This is a genomic window from Sphingomonas segetis (assembly GCF_009720245.1).
Lineage (GTDB): Bacteria > Pseudomonadota > Alphaproteobacteria > Sphingomonadales > Sphingomonadaceae > Sphingomicrobium > Sphingomicrobium segetis.
In genome coordinates, this window is sequence record NZ_WJSQ01000017.1 from 1 (window position 1) to 19,576 (window position 19,576).

Consider the following 19,576-nt stretch of genomic DNA (forward strand, 5'->3'; position numbering starts at 1 on the left):
TGCGGCGGTGCTGATCGGCGCGGACGAGCGGGACGCCGCCTGAGCGGGCGGCTCCCGGCGAGCCTCGAGGTCGCCGCGATCCTGCGGCGCGCCGCTAGCTCTGGAGACTTCGCGGCAATCGTGAAAAAGGGCGATCCGGATCGCGGTTCGCTACTCGTGCTGGTCGCTAGCCGCGGCCGGCATGTCACGTGCATCGAACGCGTGTTGAGCCTGGACGGAACCTATCAATGGCAGGCCGCTGGGCCCCCCGAGTCGGCGAGTTCCGCCGACATTGCTGAATTCGTCGCCAAACGAGCACGCTTCGACGACGACCTTTGGGCAATCGAACTGGATATCGCAGAGCCGGAACGATTCATCGCTGAAACGACCGCTTTGGGTTGACCGTGCGCCGCGGCGGTGAAAAACCTGCAGACAACAACAAGAGCGGGGGGCATTCTCTCGGGGCCAAATTCCGAGAATGCCACGCGAGACGGGGAATCACGGCAGACGCAAGCGGTAGTATTCGCAAGTAATAAGCGCCTGACTTTCGTTGATTCACCGCACGTTTTACGGCGACACTTTTGGCTTCTTTTCGAACGGCGCTGCTGTTTTGTGCTGCGCTCACGGTTACGACGATTGCGCCGGCCCAGGCTGGACCTACGGGTGACACGCTCGTCGCCGTCGCAAACGCGACGCTGGTGAGGCCATCGGTCCCCGATCTTCTCGATCCCGACGGGCAGCCGCAACTCGCGCAGCCCGACGAGATCACGCCCGATAGCGCGGTAGAAGAGCAGGGCGACGAAGCGGCTATCGATCCATCGATGGACCTCGCCTCGATGGTTGCCGAGCTACGCAGCCCGGACCCGGGCAGCCGCGAGCTCGAGTGCCTCGCTACGGGCATTTATTTCGAGTCGAAAGGTGAGCCGCTCAAGGGGCAGCTCGCAGTCGGCCAGGTGATCGCAAATCGAGCCGACAGCGGCGGCCGATTCCCCTCGACCTATTGCGGCGTGCTGTTCCAGCGGGGGCAATTCTCTTTCGTTCACGGGCGCTCGCTGCCGCATGTTTCGCACAGCAAGAAGCAGTGGCACACGGCGGTCGCAATTGCGAAGATCGTCGACAAAGGCCTCAAGGATTCGGTGGTCGGTGACGCGCTCTTCTTCCACGCGCGCTATGTTTCGCCGGGCTGGCGCCTGAAGCGCGTCGCCTCCATCGGCAACCACGTCTTCTTCCGCTAGGATCGTTCAAGGACGCGGGCGGGCGGCGGGCGAGCTGGTCTCGCCCGCCTTTCCTTTTGTTGCCGCTATGTTCTACTAGCGGCCGATGGCGACCCGGCCCGAGTCCCTTTGCTTTACCGACGCGCCGCCGCTTGCAGCGCACGTCGCGCGCGGCGTGACTCGACTGTTCTGCAGGCAGGATCTGTTCGCGATATGCGAAATGCCGCTCCAGAACGGTCGCCGCGCCGATCTGATGGCGATCGACGCAAAGGGAGAGCTGACGATCGTCGAGATCAAGGTCGCGAAGGCGGACCTCGTCGGTGACGGCAAGTGGACCGATTATCTCGGCTATTGCGACCGGTTTTTCTGGGCCGTCCCGCCGCATCTCGCGGGAATTCTCGAGGAGGAGCGCTACCTCCCCGGCGATGCGGGGCTGATCGTTGCCGATCGCTATGACGCGGCGGTTGTCCGCCAGGCCGCGTACCGGCCCCTCGCGCCCGCGCGGCGCAAGGCCGAGCTGCTTCGCTTTGCCCGGCGCGCCGCACGTCGGCTTGCCGCGCAAATCGACCCTTCGCTCGGCGATTTTACTTAGCGGCGGCCGCCGCCGTCTTCGGCTTCTTGTCGTCGATCAGCTGGCGGATGTCGCGCGCGCGCTGGTCGCGGTTGGCATAGTCGCGCGCCGAATAGCCCGCCACATTGTCGGTCCGGTCGGGATCGGCGCCGGCGTCGAGCAGGGCCTTCACCATGCGCGCGTTGCGCTGCTGCACGGCGATGATCAGCGCGGTTTCTCCGGCCCTGTTGGTCTCGTCCACTTCGGCGCCCATTTGCAGCAGCCACGCGGCAGCTTCGGTGAAGCTGACCTTTGCAGCGGTAATCAGCGGCGTGTCGCCGTTGGAACCCTGCGCATTGGGATCGGCGCCCTTGTTGAGCAGGAATGCGGCCCAATCGCTGTCCGAATCCCTTATCGAGACGATGAGCCCGGTGTCGCCTTTCGAATCCTTGGTATCGATGATCGTCGGATGGTTCGCGAGGAGCTCCGTCGCCTTGTTGCCGTCGCGCTTCTGCACCGCTTCGACAAATTGTTCGCCGTCGGTTCCGTAATATTGCGCGACGGCGGGCGTCGCGGCGAGCGCAAGCAGTGCGGTGACGAAAGCGATTCTGAACGACTTCATGGACTTAGCCCCAAGGATTCCCCGCTTGATCGCCGCCGATTAGCAGAGCAAGGCTCGACTTGTCATGAACAGTGCCATTCCTTTCTGGGAAAAGCCGCTCGCCTCGCTCGACCGCGGCGAATGGGAAGCGCTGTGCGACGGCTGCGGGCGCTGCTGCGTGCACAAGCTCGAGGACGAGGAAACGGGCATGCTCTACGCGACGAATGTCGCGTGCAAGCTGCTCGACCGCCGCAACGGCCGCTGCCTCGACTACAAGAACCGGATGAAGCGGGTTTCCGATTGCGTGAAGCTCGATCGCACCAATCTGGGAGCCTTCGACTGGCTTCCGGAAACTTGCGCCTATCGCCTGCGCGCGGCCGGCGAGCCGCTGCCCGAATGGCATTATCTGATCTCCGGCAGCCGCGAGACGGTGCACGAAGCCGGCCAGTCGACCCGGGGCTGGACGATCAGCGAGGAGGATGCCGGCGAGCTCGAATACCATGTGGTCGAGCGCCCGCTCTGAAGCTGCGCTCGAAGCAGCGCTCCCGCTCCCCATCGAAATCCGCCGGCTGAAAAGCGCGCGGCGGCTGCGGCTGCGGTTCGACGACGCGGCCGGGACGCTCAAGCTGACATGCCCATGGCACACGAGCCGCCGCGCGGCGCTCGCCTGGGCACTGGATCAGCGCGATTGGATCGATGTGCAGCTGGCAAGGGCCGAGCCGGGCGAGCCGTTCCTTCCCGGAGCGATGATCCCGATCGAGGGCGCCGACGTGCGCCTCGTGTGGCGTGAGGAGTGGCCGCGGATGCCCGTGCTGTCCACCGGGGAGCTGCGCTGCGGCGGGCCAGAGGCCGGTCTCGCGCGGCGGGTCGAAGCGTTCCTGAAGAAGCGCGCGCGCGATACGATCTCCCGCGACATCGCCGAGTTCGCGGCCGCTGCCGGTGTGACCGCCCGTTCGGTCGCGATTGGCGACGCGGCCACACGCTGGGGGAGCTGCTCGTCGCAGGGACGAATCCGGATGAGCTGGCGGCTGATCCTCGCCCCGCAGGAAGTGCGCCGCTACGTCGCCGCGCATGAGGTCGCGCACGTCGTCCACCTCAACCATGGCTCGGAATTCAAGGCGCTCGAGGCGCGGCTTTACGGCCCGGGCATATCCGTCGCGAAGGCGGCGCTACGCCGGATAGGGCCGCGGCTCCGACGGATCGGCCGGGGGGGTTGATCGCGGCGGTTGCTGCTGGGGCTGCGGCTGCATCGGATAGGGTTGCTGCCGCGGTTGGGGCGGGCGCGGCTGCGGTTGCGGCGGATAGGGAGGAGCTCTCCTGACGCCCGGTTGCTGCGGCGGGAAGGCCCGGTCCAGCTCCTGCTGAGTCGGCGCGCCGCTACCGTCGGGCTGAACCATCGGCTGCTGCTGGGGGTAGTTCTGGTCGAACGGCGGCGGGTTCAGGATCGGCATTCCGTTCTCGTCGACCATCGGGCCGACCTCGTTGATGTCGATCACCTGGTCGCCGTACACCTCCTCTTCGGGGGTCAGCTGCCAATCGGGGAGCGGCACTTGCGTCTCGAACTGCTCGACCGGTCGATTCGCCACCGCCACGCTCATGAAATCGTGGAATGCCCTCGCCGGCGCGCTCCCGCCGGCGAGGCCGGCAACGCGCTTGGCATCGTCGCGCCCCATCCACACCCCTGCCGTGAGGCCGCTCGAGAAACCGATGAACCAGCCGTCCTTGTTGGAGCTGGTGGTGCCGGTCTTGCCGGCGACTGGCCGCCCGATCTGCGCGGCGCGGCCGGTGCCCGACAGCACCGCCGACTGAAGCAGGTCGGTCATCTCGGCCGCGACCCATGGCGCGACGAGCACCCGCCCTTCGTCCGACTCGTGCTGGTACAGCAGCCGCCCGTCGGCGGTGACGACGCGGCGGATTCCGTAGGGCCGCACGAGAACGCCGTTGTTCGCGACCGAGGCGAATGCCTGGGTCATTTCAATCAGCCGCACGTCGCTCGAGCCGAGCACCATCGAGGGATAGGTGGAAATCGACGTCGTGATCCCGAAGCGCCGGGCCATGTCGGCAATCGTCGCGAAGCCGACCTGCGCGCCGATCTTGGCGCTGATCGTGTTGATCGAGCGCGAGAAGGCCTCGCGCAGGGTCACCGGACCAAGGTTGGTGCGATTGGCGTTGCGCGGGCTCCAGCCGTCGATGGTGACCGGCTCGTCGACGATGATGTCGGTCGGCTTCATCCCCGATTCGAGCGCGGAGAGATAGACGAACAGCTTGAACGCCGAGCCCGGCTGCCGCTCGGCCTGAGTCGCCCGGTTGTATATGGAGTTCACATAGTCCTTGCCGCCGATCATCGCGCGCACGGCGCCGTCACGGTCGAGCGCGACCAGCGCCCCTTGCGCCCCGTCGGGCGCGTTGGCGCGTACCGCCTTGTCGGCCGCGACCTGCATCGACGGGTTGAGCGTGGTCCAGACGTCGATCGGCTCGGTCGTCTCGTCGATCAGGGTCTCGAGCTGGGGCAGCGCCCAGTCGGTGAAGTAGCGGACGCTGTTGTTGCCGCTGGTCTGCTGGATGCGGATTTTCGCGGGGTCGATGCTCGCTGCCGCATCGGCGGTGATGAAGCCGTTCCTGACCATGGTCTGGAGGACCACGTCGGAGCGATTCCTTGCCGCCTCGACATCGGCGGTCGGCGAATAGTTGGACGGAGCCTTGACCAGACCGGCGATGATCGCGGCTTCGCCGAGGCTCAAATGGTCGGCGCTGTGGCCGAAGAAGGTGCGCGAAGCGGCGTCGATGCCGTAGGCCCCGCCGCCGAAGTAGACGCGGTTCAGGTAGAGCTCGAGGATCTGGTCCTTGCTGAACTTTCGCTCGAGCGCGAGCGCGAGGATCGCTTCCTTGACCTTGCGAACGATGCTTCGGTTGTTGGTAAGGAAGATGTTGCGCGCGAGCTGCTGTGTGATGGTCGAGGTCGCGCGAATCTGGTGGTTCTTGATGACCGCCGAGCCGAGGGCGCGGGCGATGCCGATCGGGTCGACGCCGATATGGCTGCGGAAGCGGCGGTCTTCGGTGGAGATGATCGCCGCGCGCATTTCCGGCGGGATTTGCTCGTACGGAAGCCAGCGGCCAAAGCTCGGGCCGAGCGACAGCAGCACCTGCCCGTTGGCGGCGCGGACCCGGATCATCTGGCCGAGGTCGGATCTCTTCGTCAGCTGGCCGTAGCTCGGCAGGTAGGCCGTCGCGACGGCCACCGCAACCACCAGCGCCAGCAGGCCGAGCACCGCGGCATAGGCAAGGCCCTTCACTATGCCGATCAACGTCGATGCCCTTCGGGAGCCGAATTCGGAGCGCTTGCGGGCCATTCAGTGCGTGGGGATAGAAAGCTGCGGTTCGCGCGACAATAGGCGTGCAGTTCGGCGCTCCTCGATCACATGCCCCGGCTGCTTGCCGGCGCCGGCAAGGCACCTGCGCAAGACAAGGTTAGCCGCCGATTAACCCTGTCTTAGCCAGTCGGCGGGTAGGTCGTGGGAGATGGGCGGTTCCAACCTTCGTGCCCTGGTGCTCGCGGCAGTCGCCGCGGCCGCTGCCGGCGCATCGCCGGCGGGCGGGCAGTGCCGCTTGTGCACGGCTCCGACGACGACAATGTCGCGAGCGACCGGCGACGATGCGATCCAGCTCGAGATCGAGACGAGCCTCAACTTCGACCGCCTGGTCCTTTCGGGTACCGGACAGGGAACGGCAGTGATCCGGCCCGACGGGTCGAACGCTGCGGAAGGGGCGCTCGCCAGCATCAGCCCGCGCGCGATGGTCGGGACCGCGGTGGTGCACGGGGTTCCAGGGCGCACCGTCAGGGTCGAGTTGCCCCACCGCGTCGATCTCTATTCGATCGGGGGCGGCCGGATCACGCTCGACGACATCGTCAGCGACCTGCCGTCGCTTCCGCAGCTCGATTCGGCGGGCAACCTGACCTTCCGCTTCGGCGGCCGCGTGCGGGTCACGGGCGACGCCGACGGAGACTATCGCGGGGACATGCCGGTCACCGTCGAATATCAGTGAACGAGGGCTTCTGCCCACCTCGGCAGATATCGTATCCATTCCGAAACGAAGACTAAGGCGCCGTTTACCATTCCCTTGAGGGAAGCCGTAAGCGGGCAAGGTTAATTGGGGAGCCACGGATGGCCGGACTTGCGTCGGGGCAGCCGGACCTTTGAACCAGTGGGGAAATATAATGAAGAAGCTCCTGATCTCCGCCGGCGCGCTCGCCGCCCTGGCACTCAGTACTCCGGCCTTCGCGGCCAACACCGCGTCGGCGAACGCGACGGTGAACATCGTGTCGCCGCTGTCGCTGACCAAGACGGCCGACCTCAACTTCGGGACGGTCGTCGGCCCATTCGCCGGTCAAGTCGTCCATGTTGACGGAACCGGCGCGCGCGATTGCGCAGGCCTGACCTGCTCGGGCACCTTCGGCGCTGCCGCATTCACCGTCACCGGTACGCCTGACCAGAACGTCGTCCTCACCATTCCGGACTCCGTGACCCTCAGTGGCTCGGTCAGCGGCACGCTGGACGTCGACATGAGCACCGACAAGCCGGTTGACCCGACGCTCGACGGCACTGGGAACGCCAGCTTCGCCATCGGCGGCAAGCTGACGATCCCGGCCGGTACGGTCGATGGTGTCTACTCGAACACCTTCGACGTGACCGCCAACTATCTGTAATGGACCGACGTCCGCGGCATTGCCGCTGGCTCGACAAGGGGTCGCCGGGTTCCGGCGGCCCCTTTTTCATGGGCGGTTGACGGCGATGGTTGACGGAAAATCAACCAATCCGGACGAAAAGGGGGTCGCTTGCGACATCTGAAAGCGCGCGATGACCCGCCACACCCGACGATTGCTGCTGCTCTTGTGCACCTGCGGTGCGGCCGTTTCCGCGCCCGTCGGCGCGGTGACTCAGAGCGCGAACGTCAAGGTCACGGTCGTCAAGCCGTTGACATTGACATCGCTCCAGAACTTGGATCTCGGCACGATCACGCTCAGCGGCGGCACTTGGTCGGGCGTCACCGTTGGCATTTCGCAGGCGGGCGTGTTGAACTGCGGCAATGCGAACATCGTCTGCAGCGGCGCGACCCAGGTCGCGCGCTACAGGGTCACCGGAACGAACAAGCAGGTGGTGCTGGTCAGCGCGCCGGACGTCACGCTGACCAATCAGGCCGATCCGAGCCAGACCCTGACGATGGTCGTCGACAAGCCGGACAGCATAACTCTGACTTCTTCGGGGCAGCCCGGCGTGGAATTCGATGTCGGCGGCTCGATCACACTGAGCTCGAGCACCGCGGACGGCGACTACACCGGAACGATGGACGTCACCGTCGAATACCAGTGACGCCGCACTTTCCAGTCATGGTTGACCGAAAATCAACCATTCCGGAGCAAAGACGAAGGCGACCAACTCCGTAACGGAGCAAAGTGGGGGATCGCCGCATGTTTGCATTGACCAGGAAGATGGCGCCGGCCGTGCTCGCCGCCGCGATGATCGGGGGGGCGCCCGTGCCTGCACAGGCGGGCGTCGGGGACCTGCTGGTGGCGCCGACCCGCATCATTCTCGACGGCCGCAAAGGCACGGAGATCGTGCTCAACAATATCGGCGACGCGCCGGCCACCTACCGTATCTCGGTCGAGTTCCGGCACATGACCGCGGATGGCAATTTGGAAGAGGTGGCCGAGCCGACCGCCGCGGAAAAGGCCGCGGCCGACATGATCGTCTATGCTCCGCGCCGGGTGACGCTCGCACCGCATGAGCCGCAATCGATCCGAATCGCGGCGCGGCCGCCGCAGAACCTGCCTGACGGCGAATATCGCGTGCATTTGCTGTTCCGCGCGATTCCCCCGACGAGGCCGGTGACGGCGAGCGGCGACGAGGTCGGCAGAGGCCTGCGCCTCCAGCTCATTCCTGTCTACGGCGTGACGATCCCGGTTATCGTCCGTCTCGGCAACCTTCAGGCGACCGCCGCAATCTCCAACGTCGAGCTCGAAAAGAAGAATGGCAAGCCGGCCATTGCGCTCGACCTCAGCCGCTCCGGCCCGCGTTCGACTTTTGGCGAGGTGCTGGTGACGAAGCCGGGGGTCAAGGACCCGATTGCGATCCAGAAAGCCGTGGCGGTCTATACCGAGCTCGGCAGCCGCCACGTCGAGATTCCGGTCGACGACGCGTACAAGGGCGAGCTCGTTGGACCGGTCACGGTCCAGTATGTCGAAACCTTCCACGACGGCAAAGAGAAGCTCGCCGAAACTCAGGCGGTCCTGAGGTAGGGCGCAGGGCAGGCGCAAAGGGCTCCAACGTGTTTGGCGGCCGCACCTGGCTGCACAAGGCGGCGATGCTGCTGGCGCTCTGCGCCGGCGGCGTCGGCGCATCCGCGCCAGCCTCGCCCGCCCAGACATGGAAGGCGAACCCCGAAGAGCAATTCCTGCTCGATGTCCGCATTCGCCAGCTCGTGCTCGGCGACGGGGTACGCGCCTACAACACGCCCGAGGGGACATGTGTCGTCTTAGGCGACTTCTTGACGACGCTCGACGTGCCGATGCGCATCGACCTCTCCGCGAAGAAGGCGAGCGGTTGGGCGTTCAGGGAAAGCTACAAGATTTCGATCGATTATGCCGGCCAGATCGCCAGCTACGGCAGCAAAAGCGAGCCGATTGCGCCGGGGACGATCCGCGAAACTCCCGAGGGCTGGTGCATCCAGGCCACCGCTTTGTCGCGGTGGTTCGGGATCGGCGTCAATGCCGTCACCACCGGCTCGGTCCTGCTGCTGCAGTCCGAGGCCAAGCTCCCAGTCGAGCTGGCGAAGGAGCGGGAAGCCCGGGCGGCGCGGATCAAGCCCGCGAAGTTCGACCTCGCGGGCCTGCCGCATGTCCGCATCCCCTATCGCATGTGGCGGGCGCCCGCCCTCGATTTCGTGGTGAGCGCCGGAGTCACCTACCGGGCGAGCGACGGCATGCGCGTCGACCGCCAGTCTTCCATCTATGCCGCGGGCGAAATTGCGCATTTGTCGTACGACGCGCAGGTCACCACCAATCAGAAGGGCATGCCGGCGAATGTCCGGCTCCGCGCCTATCGCTCGGATCCGGACTCGCGCCTGCTCGGGCCCGCAAGGGCGACCCATTTCGGCCTCGGCGACGTCGAAGGCTTCGACAGCAGGCTGACGGGGGCAACCGCCTATGGCCGCGGCGGCGTGATCACCAACCGGCCGCTGACCATGCAGACCGCATTCGACCGAACCCATTTCGAGGGCGACATGCCTGCCGGCTGGGAAGCCGAGCTGTACCGGAACGAGGAATTGCTCGGCTTTGCCAGGCCGACTTCAGACCAGCGCTATGTCTTTGACAATGTTCAGCTTCTCTATGGAGAGAACAGGATCAGGATTGTGCTTTACGGGCCGCAGGGGCAGATCCGCCAGCGCGACGAACTGATCAACGTCGGCCAGGACAACGCGCCGCCCGGCAAGACCTGGTATTGGGCAGGGTTCAACGAGCCCGGACGCGACATCTTCACGCTGCACAAGCCTCCGGGCGGCTCCAAACTCCCAAGGGCCCAAGCGACGGTCGCGCTCGAGCACGGCATCGACACACGCACGTCGGTCGCCGCGCTGGCGCGCGCGATGCTCATCGACGACCAGCGCGTCACCTTCGTCGAAGGCTCCGTCCGACGATCGGTCGGGCTCGCCATGATCGAGGTCGGCGGTTCGCGCGAGTCGAACGGCGGCACCGCCGCCCGCGCACAGTTGCTGGGCAAGATCGGCCCCATGAACGTCAACGCCGAGGCTCTTGTTGCAAATGATTTTCATTTGAATGGCGGCGAGGCGCGCGACCTGCGCGACTATTCGCTGTCGCTCGACGCTCCGCTCAAGCTCGGCCGGACCGTGCTTCCGGCGCATGCCGACGTCCACCTCACAAACCGCAACGGCACGAGACAGCTCGACGCCGCCGCGCGGCTTTCCGCAAATTTTGAGCGGTTCAATCTTGCGACCGCGGTCCATTACCGCAAGCAGTTCCTGTCGTCGGGGGAGCATGCGCCGCCGCAGACCACATTCGACCTTATCGGCAGCGGCCGGCTCGGCGACGTCCGCGTTCGCGGCGCCACGAGTTTCGACGTTTCACCTTCGCCGCGACTGCGTGCCGCTGAGCTCGAGGCCTATTGGTCGATGAGCGACAATGTCGATCTGAACGGGGATCTCGCCTACGAAACGACCGCTCATCGGGTCCGCGCAAAGCTTTCGTACATCCGTCGTCTCAGCAGCCTCGCCGTCGCGCTCACCGGAGAAGCGGCGAGCGACGGCTCGGTCGCGTTCGGCGTGAACCTCAACTTCTCGCTCGATTCGAGCCACGGGTTCGCGCCGTCGCGCCAGCCGATCGCCCAGGCCGGCGAAGTCCGGGCGCTCGTCTACCGTGACCTCAACGACAACGGCGTGCGCGACGGCGGCGAGCCGTTCGAAAAGGATGCCGTCGTCACCACGGGCATGCAGCAGGCCGAGAAGCCGACGAATGCCAGGGGCACGACTTTCATCGCCGGGCTGACGCCGTACCAGCCGGTCACCGTCGGCATCGATGTCAGCAGCCTTGCCGACCCGATGCTGGTGCCGAAGAAGGCGCTCCAGGTCGTCGTGCCGCGCCCGGGCGTCCCGGCGGAGGTCCAGATCGGGCTGGTCGGCGGCGGCGACGTCGAGGGCGCGTTGGTCAAGAGCGGCGGGATGGGCTTCGCGGGCGTCGGCCTCGAGCTCGTCGACGCGGCCGGCAAGGTCGTGGCCGCGACGCGCACCGATTACGACGGCTTCTTCCTGTTCGAGCGAGTCGCTTACGGCTCGTACACGATCCGCGTTGCCGCGGACTCGGCGGCCGCGGCGAAAATCGCGGCTGACCTCGGGGTTCGGCTGGTTATCACCCCCGACAAGGCGGTGGTTCGGCTGGGCACGATCCAGGCGGTGCCCCAGGCGCATCTCGCCCAGGCCGCAGCAGCGGCTGCGCCCCCTTCCCTCCGCTAAGCTGATCAGCCCCCTCGGGGCCTGGAGCTTTCAAGCGTGCATTCCCTCGGAATGCACTGGTTTGAATGCTGGTGCGGTCGAGAAGACTCGAACTTCCACGGCCTTTCGGCCACAGCGACCTCAACGCTGCGCGTCTACCAGTTCCGCCACGACCGCACGTCATGAAATGGCCGGCCTGGACGAGCCGACACTGGCAAGGCGCGGCCCCTAGCAAAGCGTCCTGCACCGCGCAATGCCGCCGCGGGCGCGCCGATCCGGTCCATAATGAAACAATCCTTACCGCGGCGTTTACCTTTATGAACGCAGGGCGTTACCGTGTACGCCATGCTTCTCCTCGCCGCCGCCGCCGCAATCGCAGCGCCACAGCCGTCGAACCGCCGGCCGGCGCCGGTCGTCGCGCAGGCGACCGCGACCGTGCGCATCGTCTCGGGCGTGCGGCTCAAGCTCGATTCGCCGACCAATGCGGGCGCTCCGCCGGCTCACGACAGCAAGGTGATGACCGAGCACGGCAAGCAGCCCGCCCGTCTGATCGAATTCCAGTAGCTCAGCCGGCCTGCGCGCCGAGCGTGATCGTCAGCTCGTCCCCGCCGGGGGGGACGTTGACCTCGGCGCTGTTGAACGGCGCGCTCGCCCCAGCCGCAAGCGACCGCGCGGGCGGCGGGATCGTCCAGCTGTAGACGATCTTGCCAGCCCGCGTCTTGAGCTGTGCCTGGAGCGGCGGCACTGCCTGCTCCTTGCTCGTCGGGTTGATGACGCGGCCGGTGACTGTCAGCAGCTCGTTGCCGCTTTCCAGCTGCTGCCGGTCCATGTGGGTGGTGACCAGCGCAAGCGGGCTGGTGCCGGCGTCGGCGAGGCCGAGGCGGGCCTTGAGGTCGGCCGGAGCGAGAAACCAGAAGGCGGCGGCGGCCGCGATCACGATCAGGATAACGATCAGGATCGCCAGCAGCGGGCCGCGCTCGCGCGGAGCCGTCTCGTCGGGCGCCGGATAGGGCATGAACTCGTCGGGCTGCGCCTCGGCCTGCGGCGGCTCCCTCCAGTCGCTTTCCGGCGGAAGCACGGCCTCGCTGGCGGAGTCGGCGGCCACCGGCAATTCGTCGAGTTCGCCGGCGGCCGGCTCGGACTCCGCGGCCTCCTCGAAATCGACGCTCGCTTCCTCGTAGGCCCGCTCTTCGGCTTCCGGCCCGCTGCGCGGCTCGATCAGCGTGGCTTCCGCGAGGCTTTCGTCATCGTCCGTGGGAGCCGCGGCCGGCTGCTCCATCGGCTCCTCGACCGGTTGCGGCCGGGCCGAAGCCTCCGCCGCCTCGCCCTCCTCCGGATCCTGATGCCAGCTGTGCTTGCATGCGGCGCAGCGGACCTGGCGCCCGCCGGGCGGGATCGCGCCGTCCCTCACCACATATTGCGTGCCGCAGCTGGGGCAGGTGAGGATCATTGCGTCAAAAGCCCTCTTCCGGGACGGTCAGGGCACGGTAAACAGGAATGGATCAGGCTTGGCAAGGCGGAGGCCTTGAGCGAGCGGTGGGGAAGGGAAGCAAGCTGCCAGCAATTGCCGAATTCGACAGCGTCGGCCTGCGCTACGGCACGGGCGCTGAAGTGCTGCGCGATCTCGACTTCCGGCTCGCCGACGGCGGATTCTACTTCCTGACCGGTCCATCCGGGGCAGGCAAGACGTCGCTCCTGAAATTGCTGTACCTCGCGCAGCGTCCCACGCGCGGGCGCATTCGCCTGTTCGGCGAGGAGCTGAGCGAGGCCGCGCGCGAGGAATTGCCGCCGTTCCGGCGGCGCATCGGCGTCGTCTTCCAGGACTTCCGGCTGATCCGGCACCTGTCGGCGTTCGACAATGTCGCGCTTCCGCTGCGCGTCGCCGGGGCGACCGACGAGGAGGTCGAAGGCCCGGTGCGCGAAATGCTGGCCTGGGTCGGTCTCGCCGACCGCGCCAGCGCTCGTCCGGCGACGCTCTCGGGCGGCGAACAGCAACGCGTGGCGATCGCGCGCGCAGTGATCAACCGCCCCCAGCTGCTCGTCGCCGACGAGCCGACTGGCAATGTCGATGCCGACATGGCGAACCGCTTGCTCCACCTGTTCACGGCGCTCAACCGGCTTGGCACGACGATCGTGGTCGCCACCCACGACATTGGCCTTATTCGGGCGACGCCGGGGGCGCAGATGATCCGGCTCGAGAACGGCAGCGTCGTCGATCCGACCGGGCTTCTTCGCAACCCTCCCCCGGGGCACCGATGATGCTCGGCTGGCTGTTCGCCTCGCCTGCGGAGCGGAGGTTGCTCGGAACCAGCCGCTTTCGCGGTCCGACGCCGTGGGTCATCGCGATCATGAGCTTTTCGATCATGATCATCGCCGCGACGGGCCTCGCGCTTGCCAATACCGCGGGTGCGCTCGGCGAGGCGATCGAGGCGCGCTATGCGGTGGTCGTGCCGAACGGAGCGCAGAACCTCGACGCGCTCGCCCAGGCGCTGAAGTCCGCGCCCGGGGTCACAGCGGTCGAAGCCGTCACTCAAGGCGAGATGCGGCGGACGCTTCAACGCTGGCTAGGCCCCGCCGCGGAAAGCGCTGACCTGCCGGTCCCGGCGTTGGTGAACTTCGACACCAGGCATGGCGCCGACCTTCGCCCGATCCGCCAGCGTGTCCAGGCGATTGCGCCCGCGGCCCAGATCAGCGCGCACCGCGATCGCGTCGCGCCGCTTCTCCGGTCGATGCGCTCGGTGCAGTGGCTGGCGTTCGGCCTCGTGCTCCTGCTCAGCGGTGCCGCGGCCGCCGCTGTCGTCCTTGCCGCGCGCGGAGCCCTGGATACGCACCGGTTCACGATCGAGGTGATGCATGGCGTCGGCGCGACCGACCTCCAGGTCACCCATCTGTTCCAGCGCAAGATTGCGCTCGACGCCCTCGTCGGCAGCCTCGCCGGCGCGGTCGCCGGGGCGCTGGTCCTTCTGCTCCTCGCCAGCGGCGCTTCGTTCGCCGGCGAGCTCATGGGCGGCGCAAGCCTGCCCCCGATCGACCTGCTCGTCCTTGTCCTGCTTCCGTTCACGCTCACCATTCTCGCGACATGGGTTGCCCGGATGGCCGTCCTCGCGGCACTGCGCGGGACATTATGATCTCGCGCATCGTCTCCCTCCTCCTGCTCGCTTACGCCCTTGGCTTCGTGCTGTTCGCCTTCACGCTCGGAAGGCCGGCGCCCGCCAAGGCACAGGCGACCGACGCGGCAGTCGTGCTGACCGGCGGCAGCGGGCGCATCGAGCACGGGATCGACGTGCTGCGCGCGGGCAAGGCGAAGCGCCTGCTGATTGCCGGCGCTGACCCTGCGGTGACCAAGCAGGATCTTGCGCGCGCCATCCCCGGAAGCTCCAGCCGCATGAAGTGCTGCGTCGATCTCGGCAGCGAATCGGTCGACACGCGATCGAATGCAGAGGAAGCGAACCGCTGGCTTGCGAAGCACCATTTCCGGTCGCTGCGGCTGATCACCAGCGACTGGCACATGCGCCGAGCACGCTATGAGTTCCGCAAGGTGCTCGGCGGCAAGTACGAGCTGGTGATCGATGCGGTGCGGACGGAGCCGAGCTTCCTCACTTTGTTCGGCGAGTACAATAAATATGTAATCCGCCGCCTGGCTGTGTGGGCCGACATCTGATGGCTGCGGTGCAGTCGCTGCTCTACGCGGCGATATTCTATCCTGCGACGTTGCTTTGGGTGGTCACTGGGTTGGCCGCGAGCCTGTTCGGACGGCGGCCGACGCTCGCGGTCGTGCTCAACTGGGTCGCCATGCATCACTGGCTGATGCGGCACGTGCTCGGCATCGACGTGCGCGTCGAAGGCGCCATCGCGCAGGAGCCGGCGCTGATCGCGGTCAAGCACCAGTCGATGCTTGAAACGCTGGAGATGGTGCGCCTCGCAGATGCGCCGATCATTGTCATGAAGAAGGAGCTGGGCAACGTGCCGCTCTTCGGCCTGATGACGCGGCGTTATGGCGTCATCCCGGTCGAGCGCTCGGCGGGCACGAAGGCGCTGCGGCGACTGGTCGAAGAGGGGCAGCGCGCGCTTGCAAGCGGGCGGCGGGTCATCATCTATCCCGAGGGGACGCGCGTCCCGGTCGGCCAGACGCCGCCGCTCAAGTCGGGCTTCGCGGCCCTGTATCGAGCGCTCGGACTGCCGGTCGTGCCAGTCGCGGTGGACAGCGGCAAGGTGTGGGGGCGCGGCCTTGTCCACCGCGGCGGCACGGTGACATTCAAGGTGGGAGAGACGATCCCGGCCGGGCTGCCACGCAAGGAGATCGAGGCGCGGGTCCACGCCGCAATCAACGCGCTAGAGCCGGCGGGGCAGGCCACCGCCTAGATCGCCTGGCTCATCAATCCTCGATGCTGCGCGGTTCGTTCAGATGCCAGAGCGCGCCATCGAAGCGATCCTCGCGCCCGCCATACTGCACCAGTGTGCCCGCCGGGGCGCCGAGCTCGGGCAAGTGCAGGCGCAGCAGCGCGCGCACCCGATCGACGTCGATCGCGTCCACGTCGAGGATGCAGCAAGCGATCTCGGGGGTAGCATCGGGGTCATCCTCGTCGGGCTCATAATAGAGCGTGCCTCCGCCGACGCTGCAGCCGAGGTCGGCCAGCCGCAGCTCGGCATCGACATGAACGCTGAAGCGGTAATGGCGCTGGAACGGGTCGAGATCTCCGGGGATAACGACGGTCATGTAGGCGCAGTGGTCGGGATCCTCCATCTTCTCCCGAAGACCGTCGAGGAAGCGCTCGATCATCTCAGCTTCTGAGCCGCGCGCCCAGTTTCTCCGCAGCGTCGATGATGCGCCGCGAGATTTCGCCGATCTGCTCGTCGGTGAAGCTCTTCTCGGCCGGTTGCAACGTGACCTCGAAGGCGAGCGACAGACCGTCCGTGGACTCGAACCTGTCGAACAGGCGAACGCCGGTGATTGCCGCCTTGTCCGCGCCACGGATCGCGCGGAGCAGGGTGTCGGCGGTCAGTCCGGCCGGAACGATGAACGCGAAATCGCGGGTGACGGCCTGCAGCGCGGGCGGCGCATAGGCCGGCCGGGCACGGCCGTTCGACCGCCCCGAGGGAACCGTGTCAAGGTAGAGCTCGGCGGCCACGGCGTCCGCCGGCGCATCGATGCTCTTCTTCAGGCTCGGGTGGAGCTCGCCGAAGGCCGCGAGGATTGTCTTGGGCCCGAGGCGCAGCGTCGCCGAGCGGCCGGGATGCCAAGTCTGCCCCGCATCCGGAAAAAGCTGGAGATTGTCCACCGCCACGCCCGCTGCCTCGAGCAGCGCGAGCGTTTCGGCCTTCGCATCGAACGCGTCGAACGGCTGCGCCTTGCCCGTTTCCCAGCCGCGGGGGCGGCGCTCGCCGGCAAGCACGAGGGCAAGTGTCGGGTGCTCGGCGTCGGCGAGATAGCGTCGCCCGATTTCGAACAGCCGCACCGACGGGGCGCCGCGGTCGAGATTGCGGCGTGCGGCGGCGATGAGGCCTGGCAGCAGCGAGGGCCGCATCACCTTCAGGTCTTCGCTGATCGGGTTGGCAACCGTCCACTCGCCGCCGCCGAAGGCGGCCGCCTCCCCTTCGGAGATGAAGCTCCATGTCACCGCTTCGTCGAGACCACGCGCCGCAGCGGTCCGCCGTACGCGCCGCTCGAGGAGCTGCGAGCGCGTTGCGGTCGACTTCGCCACGCCGGGCGCACGCTCGAGCGGAGTCGAGGGCACTTTGTCGTAACCGGTGATTCGAGCCACTTCCTCGACGAGGTCCGCGGGACCTTCGACATCGCGCCGCCACGAGGGGACCGTGACCGCGTTCCCCGCCACTTCGAAGCCGAGGTTTTCGAGGATTTCCTTCTGGCGCATCTCCGGCACGTCAATGCCGCCGAGCGCCTTGGTTCGCGCGAAGTCGAAGTCGATCACGCGCTTCTCGACCGGCGGCGTGCCGGCGTGAACCGCAGCCGACGGTTCGCCGCCGCAAATGTCGATGATGAGGCCCGTCAGGATCGCCAGCCCCTCATCCAGGAAAGCAGGATCGACCCCGCGCTCGAAGCGGCTGCGCGCGTCGCTGGTCAGGCCGAGCGCCTGGCCGGTTCGCGCGATCCGCTCGGGCGTGAAATAGGCCACTTCCAGCATCACATCGGTCGTCGCCTGGCTGACGCCCGAATGCTCGCCGCCCATGATCCCGCCGATGTCGTGCACTTGGCGCTCGTCCGCGATCACCGTCATGAACGGCTCGAGCGAATATACCTTTTCGTTGAGCGCGAGCACCTTTTCGCCCGGACGAGCATCACGTGCAGTGAGCCCGCCGCTGAGCTTTGCGATGTCGTAGGCGTGGCTCGGCCGCCCGAGATCGATCATCGCGTAGTTGGTGATGTCGACCAGCGCCGAGATCGGCCGCTGGCCTGCAGCCTTGAGCCGGCGCTGCATCCACTCGGGCGAGGTGCCGTTCTTCAGGCCCCGGATCGCGCGGCCGAAGAAAGCTGGGCAGCCCTCAGGATCCTCGATCGTCACCGGCACCGGACACGGGTAGCTGCCCTGGATTTGCGGCACCGCGAGCGGCTTGAGCGTTCCCAGCCCGGCGGCGGCGAGGTCGCGCGCGATCCCCCGCACGCCCATCGCGTCCTGCCGGTTGGGCGTGACGTTCACGTCGAACACCGGGTCGTCGAGGCCCGCATATCGGGTGAAGGCGTTCCCGACCGGCGCGTCGTCCGGAAGCTCGATGATGCCGCTATGGTCGTCGCCGAGCTCGAGCTCGCGCGCCGAGCACATCATGCCGCGCGATTCCACGCCGCGGATCGCCGCCACCTTGAGCGTGATGTCGCTGCCCGGGATGTAGGTGCCCGGGGCTCCGAACACGCCAATCATCCCGGCCCGCGCGTTGGGTGCCCCGCAGACGACCTGGATGGCCTCGCCGGTTCCGGCGTCGACAGTCAGCACCTGCAGCTTGTCTGCCTGCGGGTGTTTCTCGGCGGTCAGCACCTTGGCGATGGTGAACGGCGCGAGCGCTTCGGCCGGGTTGCTGACCTCCTCGACCTCGAGCCCGATGTTGGTCAGCTTGTCGGCAAGCTCCTCGGCGGAAGCATCTGTCTCCAGATGTTCCTTCAGCCACGAGAGGGTGAACTTCACGCGCCCACTCCCCCGCTCAACGTCGGCACGTCGAGCGCGCGGAAGCCGTAATGCTTGAGCCAGCGGATATCGCCGTCGAAAAAGGGGCGCAGGTCATCCATCCCGTATTTGAGCATCGCCAGGCGGTCGACGCCGGTGCCGAAGGCGAAGCCCTGCCATTCCGCGGGATCGAGCCCGGCATTGGCGATCACGCGGGGGTGGATCATGCCGCTGCCGAGCACTTCCATCCAGCCCTGCTGCCCGCCGACGACCCGCCGCCCCTTCTCGATCGACCAGCCGACGTCGACCTCCGCCGACGGTTCGGTGAACGGGAAGTAGGAGGGCCGCATGCGCAGCACGACGTCGTCGCGCTCGAAGAAGGCCTTGAGGAAGGTTTCGAGCGTCCATTTGAGATGGCCGAGCGTAATCGCGCGGTCGATCACCAGCCCTTCGATCTGGTGGAACATCGGCGTGTGGGTGGCGTCGCTATCGGAACGGTACACGCGCCCCGGCGCGATCAGCCGGACCGGTGCGCCATGGGCCTCCATTGCGCGGATTTGCACCGGCGACGTGTGCGTGCGGAGCACGCGGGGTTCGTCCTCGCCCTCGCGCGGCTCGAGGTAAAAAGTGTCCTGCATGGCGCGCGCCGGGTGGTTCTCCGGCATGTTGAGCGCCGAGAAATTGTACCACTGGGTTTCGATCTCCGGCCCCTCCGCGACCGAAAAGCCGAGGTCGGCGAAAATCTCCGCGAGCTCGTCCATCACCTGGCTGACGGGGTGGACCGTGCCGGAGAGCCCTTCGGGCGCCGGAAGCGAAAGGTCGATCGCTTCGGTCGCGAGCTTGCGCTCCAGCTCTGCGTTCTCGAGCGTGGACTTGCGCTCGGCGATCGCCTGCGTCACCTGCTCGCGCAAGGCATGAATTCTGGGCGCCTCGCTTGCCCGGCCCTCCGAATCCATCGAACCGAGCGACTTCAAAAGGGCTGTGATCGAGCCCGCCTTGCCGAGCGCCGACACGCGCACGGCTTCGAGTTCGCTCAGGTTCTCGGCGGCCGCGATGCGGTCGAGCATGGTTTCGGCGTCGGTCATCCTGAGCGCGCTCTAGCCGCGCTGCGGCGCAA

Annotated in this window: 21 protein-coding genes and 1 tRNA gene; 15 read left to right on the forward strand and 7 right to left on the reverse strand. The window is 66.9% G+C overall.

Features of this window, described 5'->3' with window-relative positions; translation table 11 throughout:
• From GH737_RS03050 to GH737_RS03060, 3 genes are all read left to right on the forward strand, one after another.
• Positions 1 to 381: DUF1491 family protein (locus GH737_RS03050; RefSeq protein ID WP_155263390.1), on the forward strand; the 381-nt coding region annotated here is incomplete at its 5' end.
• 296 nt (positions 382 to 677) lie between these two features.
• Positions 678 to 1,214, forward strand: a complete 537-nt coding sequence (locus tag GH737_RS03055; RefSeq protein ID WP_230558593.1) for a cell wall hydrolase — start codon at positions 678 to 680, stop codon at positions 1,212 to 1,214.
• Between the two features lie 85 nt (positions 1,215 to 1,299).
• Positions 1,300 to 1,785 (forward strand): MmcB family DNA repair protein, encoded by a 486-nt coding sequence (locus GH737_RS03060; protein ID WP_155263391.1) that lies wholly within the window; start codon positions 1,300 to 1,302, stop codon positions 1,783 to 1,785.
• Here the strand turns inward: GH737_RS03060 and GH737_RS03065 are convergent.
• Complete coding sequence (locus GH737_RS03065; protein ID WP_155263392.1) at positions 1,778 to 2,365, reverse strand: ankyrin repeat domain-containing protein; 588 nt, start codon at positions 2,363 to 2,365, stop codon at positions 1,778 to 1,780. The two genes, GH737_RS03060 and GH737_RS03065, sit on opposite strands and share 8 nt — an antisense overlap.
• A 64-nt stretch (positions 2,366 to 2,429) precedes the next feature.
• On the opposite strand from GH737_RS03065, the gene GH737_RS03070 reads away from it, so the two are divergent.
• Together GH737_RS03070 and GH737_RS03075 are read left to right on the forward strand one after the other, a co-directional pair.
• Positions 2,430 to 2,867 (forward strand): YcgN family cysteine cluster protein, encoded by a 438-nt coding sequence (locus GH737_RS03070; RefSeq protein WP_155263393.1) that lies wholly within the window; start codon positions 2,430 to 2,432, stop codon positions 2,865 to 2,867.
• Positions 2,845 to 3,561 (forward strand): M48 family metallopeptidase, encoded by a 717-nt coding sequence (locus tag GH737_RS03075; RefSeq protein ID WP_196232950.1) that lies wholly within the window; start codon positions 2,845 to 2,847, stop codon positions 3,559 to 3,561. Before GH737_RS03070 ends, GH737_RS03075 begins: the two co-directional genes overlap by 23 nt.
• On the opposite strand, the gene GH737_RS03080 is transcribed toward GH737_RS03075, so the two are convergent.
• Positions 3,514 to 5,694 carry a transglycosylase domain-containing protein gene (locus GH737_RS03080; RefSeq protein ID WP_155263395.1) on the reverse strand — a complete coding sequence of 727 codons (2,181 nt, stop codon included), beginning with the start codon at positions 5,692 to 5,694 and terminating at the stop codon, positions 3,514 to 3,516. The two genes, GH737_RS03075 and GH737_RS03080, sit on opposite strands and share 48 nt — an antisense overlap.
• A gap of 169 nt (positions 5,695 to 5,863) precedes the next feature.
• Here GH737_RS03080 and GH737_RS03085 point away from each other — a divergent pair, with 169 nt between their 5' ends.
• The 5 genes from GH737_RS03085 (at position 5,864) to GH737_RS03105 (ending at position 11,365) form a co-directional block, all read left to right on the forward strand.
• A complete protein-coding gene (locus GH737_RS03085; protein WP_155263396.1) occupies positions 5,864 to 6,388 on the forward strand; it encodes a DUF4402 domain-containing protein in 525 nt (174 codons plus the stop codon).
• A 172-nt stretch (positions 6,389 to 6,560) separates the two neighbouring features.
• Positions 6,561 to 7,049 carry a DUF4402 domain-containing protein gene (locus GH737_RS03090; RefSeq protein ID WP_155263397.1) on the forward strand — a complete coding sequence of 163 codons (489 nt, stop codon included), beginning with the start codon at positions 6,561 to 6,563 and terminating at the stop codon, positions 7,047 to 7,049.
• A gap of 151 nt (positions 7,050 to 7,200) precedes the next feature.
• A complete protein-coding gene (locus GH737_RS03095) occupies positions 7,201 to 7,713 on the forward strand; it encodes a DUF4402 domain-containing protein (RefSeq protein ID WP_155263398.1) in 513 nt (170 codons plus the stop codon).
• A 98-nt stretch (positions 7,714 to 7,811) separates the two neighbouring features.
• Positions 7,812 to 8,639: a fimbrial biogenesis chaperone gene (locus GH737_RS03100; RefSeq protein ID WP_230558594.1), complete on the forward strand. Its 828-nt coding sequence runs from the start codon at positions 7,812 to 7,814 to the stop codon at positions 8,637 to 8,639.
• Between the two features lie 29 nt (positions 8,640 to 8,668).
• A complete protein-coding gene (locus GH737_RS03105; RefSeq protein WP_155263399.1) occupies positions 8,669 to 11,365 on the forward strand; it encodes an MSCRAMM family protein in 2,697 nt (898 codons plus the stop codon).
• A 69-nt stretch (positions 11,366 to 11,434) separates the two neighbouring features.
• On the opposite strand, the gene GH737_RS03110 is transcribed toward GH737_RS03105, so the two are convergent.
• A tRNA-Leu gene (locus tag GH737_RS03110) sits at positions 11,435 to 11,521 on the reverse strand.
• A gap of 159 nt (positions 11,522 to 11,680) precedes the next feature.
• On the opposite strand from GH737_RS03110, the gene GH737_RS03115 reads away from it, so the two are divergent.
• Entirely contained in the window at positions 11,681 to 11,908 is a 228-nt protein-coding gene (locus GH737_RS03115; protein WP_155263400.1) for a hypothetical protein, read from the forward strand.
• Position 11,909: 1 nt separating this feature from the next.
• On the opposite strand, the gene GH737_RS03120 is transcribed toward GH737_RS03115, so the two are convergent.
• On the reverse strand, positions 11,910 to 12,794 hold the full coding sequence (locus GH737_RS03120) for a zinc-ribbon domain-containing protein (RefSeq protein WP_155263401.1): 885 nt from the start codon (positions 12,792 to 12,794) through the stop codon (positions 11,910 to 11,912).
• Between the two features lie 104 nt (positions 12,795 to 12,898).
• Between GH737_RS03120 and ftsE the strand changes: the two genes are divergently transcribed.
• Genes ftsE through GH737_RS03140 form a run of 4 tightly spaced genes read left to right on the forward strand, consistent with a single transcriptional unit; the run spans position 12,899 to position 15,706 of the window.
• Positions 12,899 to 13,603 (forward strand): cell division ATP-binding protein FtsE, encoded by a 705-nt coding sequence (gene ftsE, locus GH737_RS03125; protein ID WP_155263418.1) that lies wholly within the window; start codon positions 12,899 to 12,901, stop codon positions 13,601 to 13,603.
• The gene (locus tag GH737_RS03130; protein ID WP_155263402.1) at positions 13,600 to 14,472 is read left to right on the forward strand and encodes a cell division protein FtsX; all 873 of its coding nucleotides are present in this window, start codon (positions 13,600 to 13,602) and stop codon (positions 14,470 to 14,472) included. Before ftsE ends, GH737_RS03130 begins: the two co-directional genes overlap by 4 nt.
• A complete protein-coding gene (locus tag GH737_RS03135; RefSeq protein WP_155263403.1) occupies positions 14,469 to 15,005 on the forward strand; it encodes a YdcF family protein in 537 nt (178 codons plus the stop codon). The genes GH737_RS03130 and GH737_RS03135 overlap by 4 nt, the downstream gene beginning before the upstream one ends.
• Positions 15,005 to 15,706, forward strand: coding sequence for a lysophospholipid acyltransferase family protein (locus GH737_RS03140; RefSeq protein WP_230558595.1), 702 nt, complete (start codon positions 15,005 to 15,007; stop codon positions 15,704 to 15,706). Before GH737_RS03135 ends, GH737_RS03140 begins: the two co-directional genes overlap by 1 nt.
• Positions 15,707 to 15,719: 13 nt before the next feature.
• Here GH737_RS03140 and GH737_RS03145 read toward each other — a convergent pair whose 3' ends face one another.
• The 3 genes from GH737_RS03145 to pheS are packed head-to-tail and all read right to left on the reverse strand — an operon-like array spanning position 15,720 to position 19,544.
• A complete protein-coding gene (locus GH737_RS03145; RefSeq protein ID WP_155263404.1) occupies positions 15,720 to 16,124 on the reverse strand; it encodes a hypothetical protein in 405 nt (134 codons plus the stop codon).
• 1 nt (position 16,125) lies between these two features.
• Positions 16,126 to 18,480: a phenylalanine--tRNA ligase subunit beta gene (pheT, locus tag GH737_RS03150; RefSeq protein WP_155263405.1), complete on the reverse strand. Its 2,355-nt coding sequence runs from the start codon at positions 18,478 to 18,480 to the stop codon at positions 16,126 to 16,128.
• Entirely contained in the window at positions 18,477 to 19,544 is a 1,068-nt protein-coding gene (pheS, locus tag GH737_RS03155; RefSeq protein ID WP_155263406.1) for a phenylalanine--tRNA ligase subunit alpha, read from the reverse strand. Before pheS ends, pheT begins: the two co-directional genes overlap by 4 nt.
• Positions 19,545 to 19,576 lie beyond the last annotated feature (32 nt).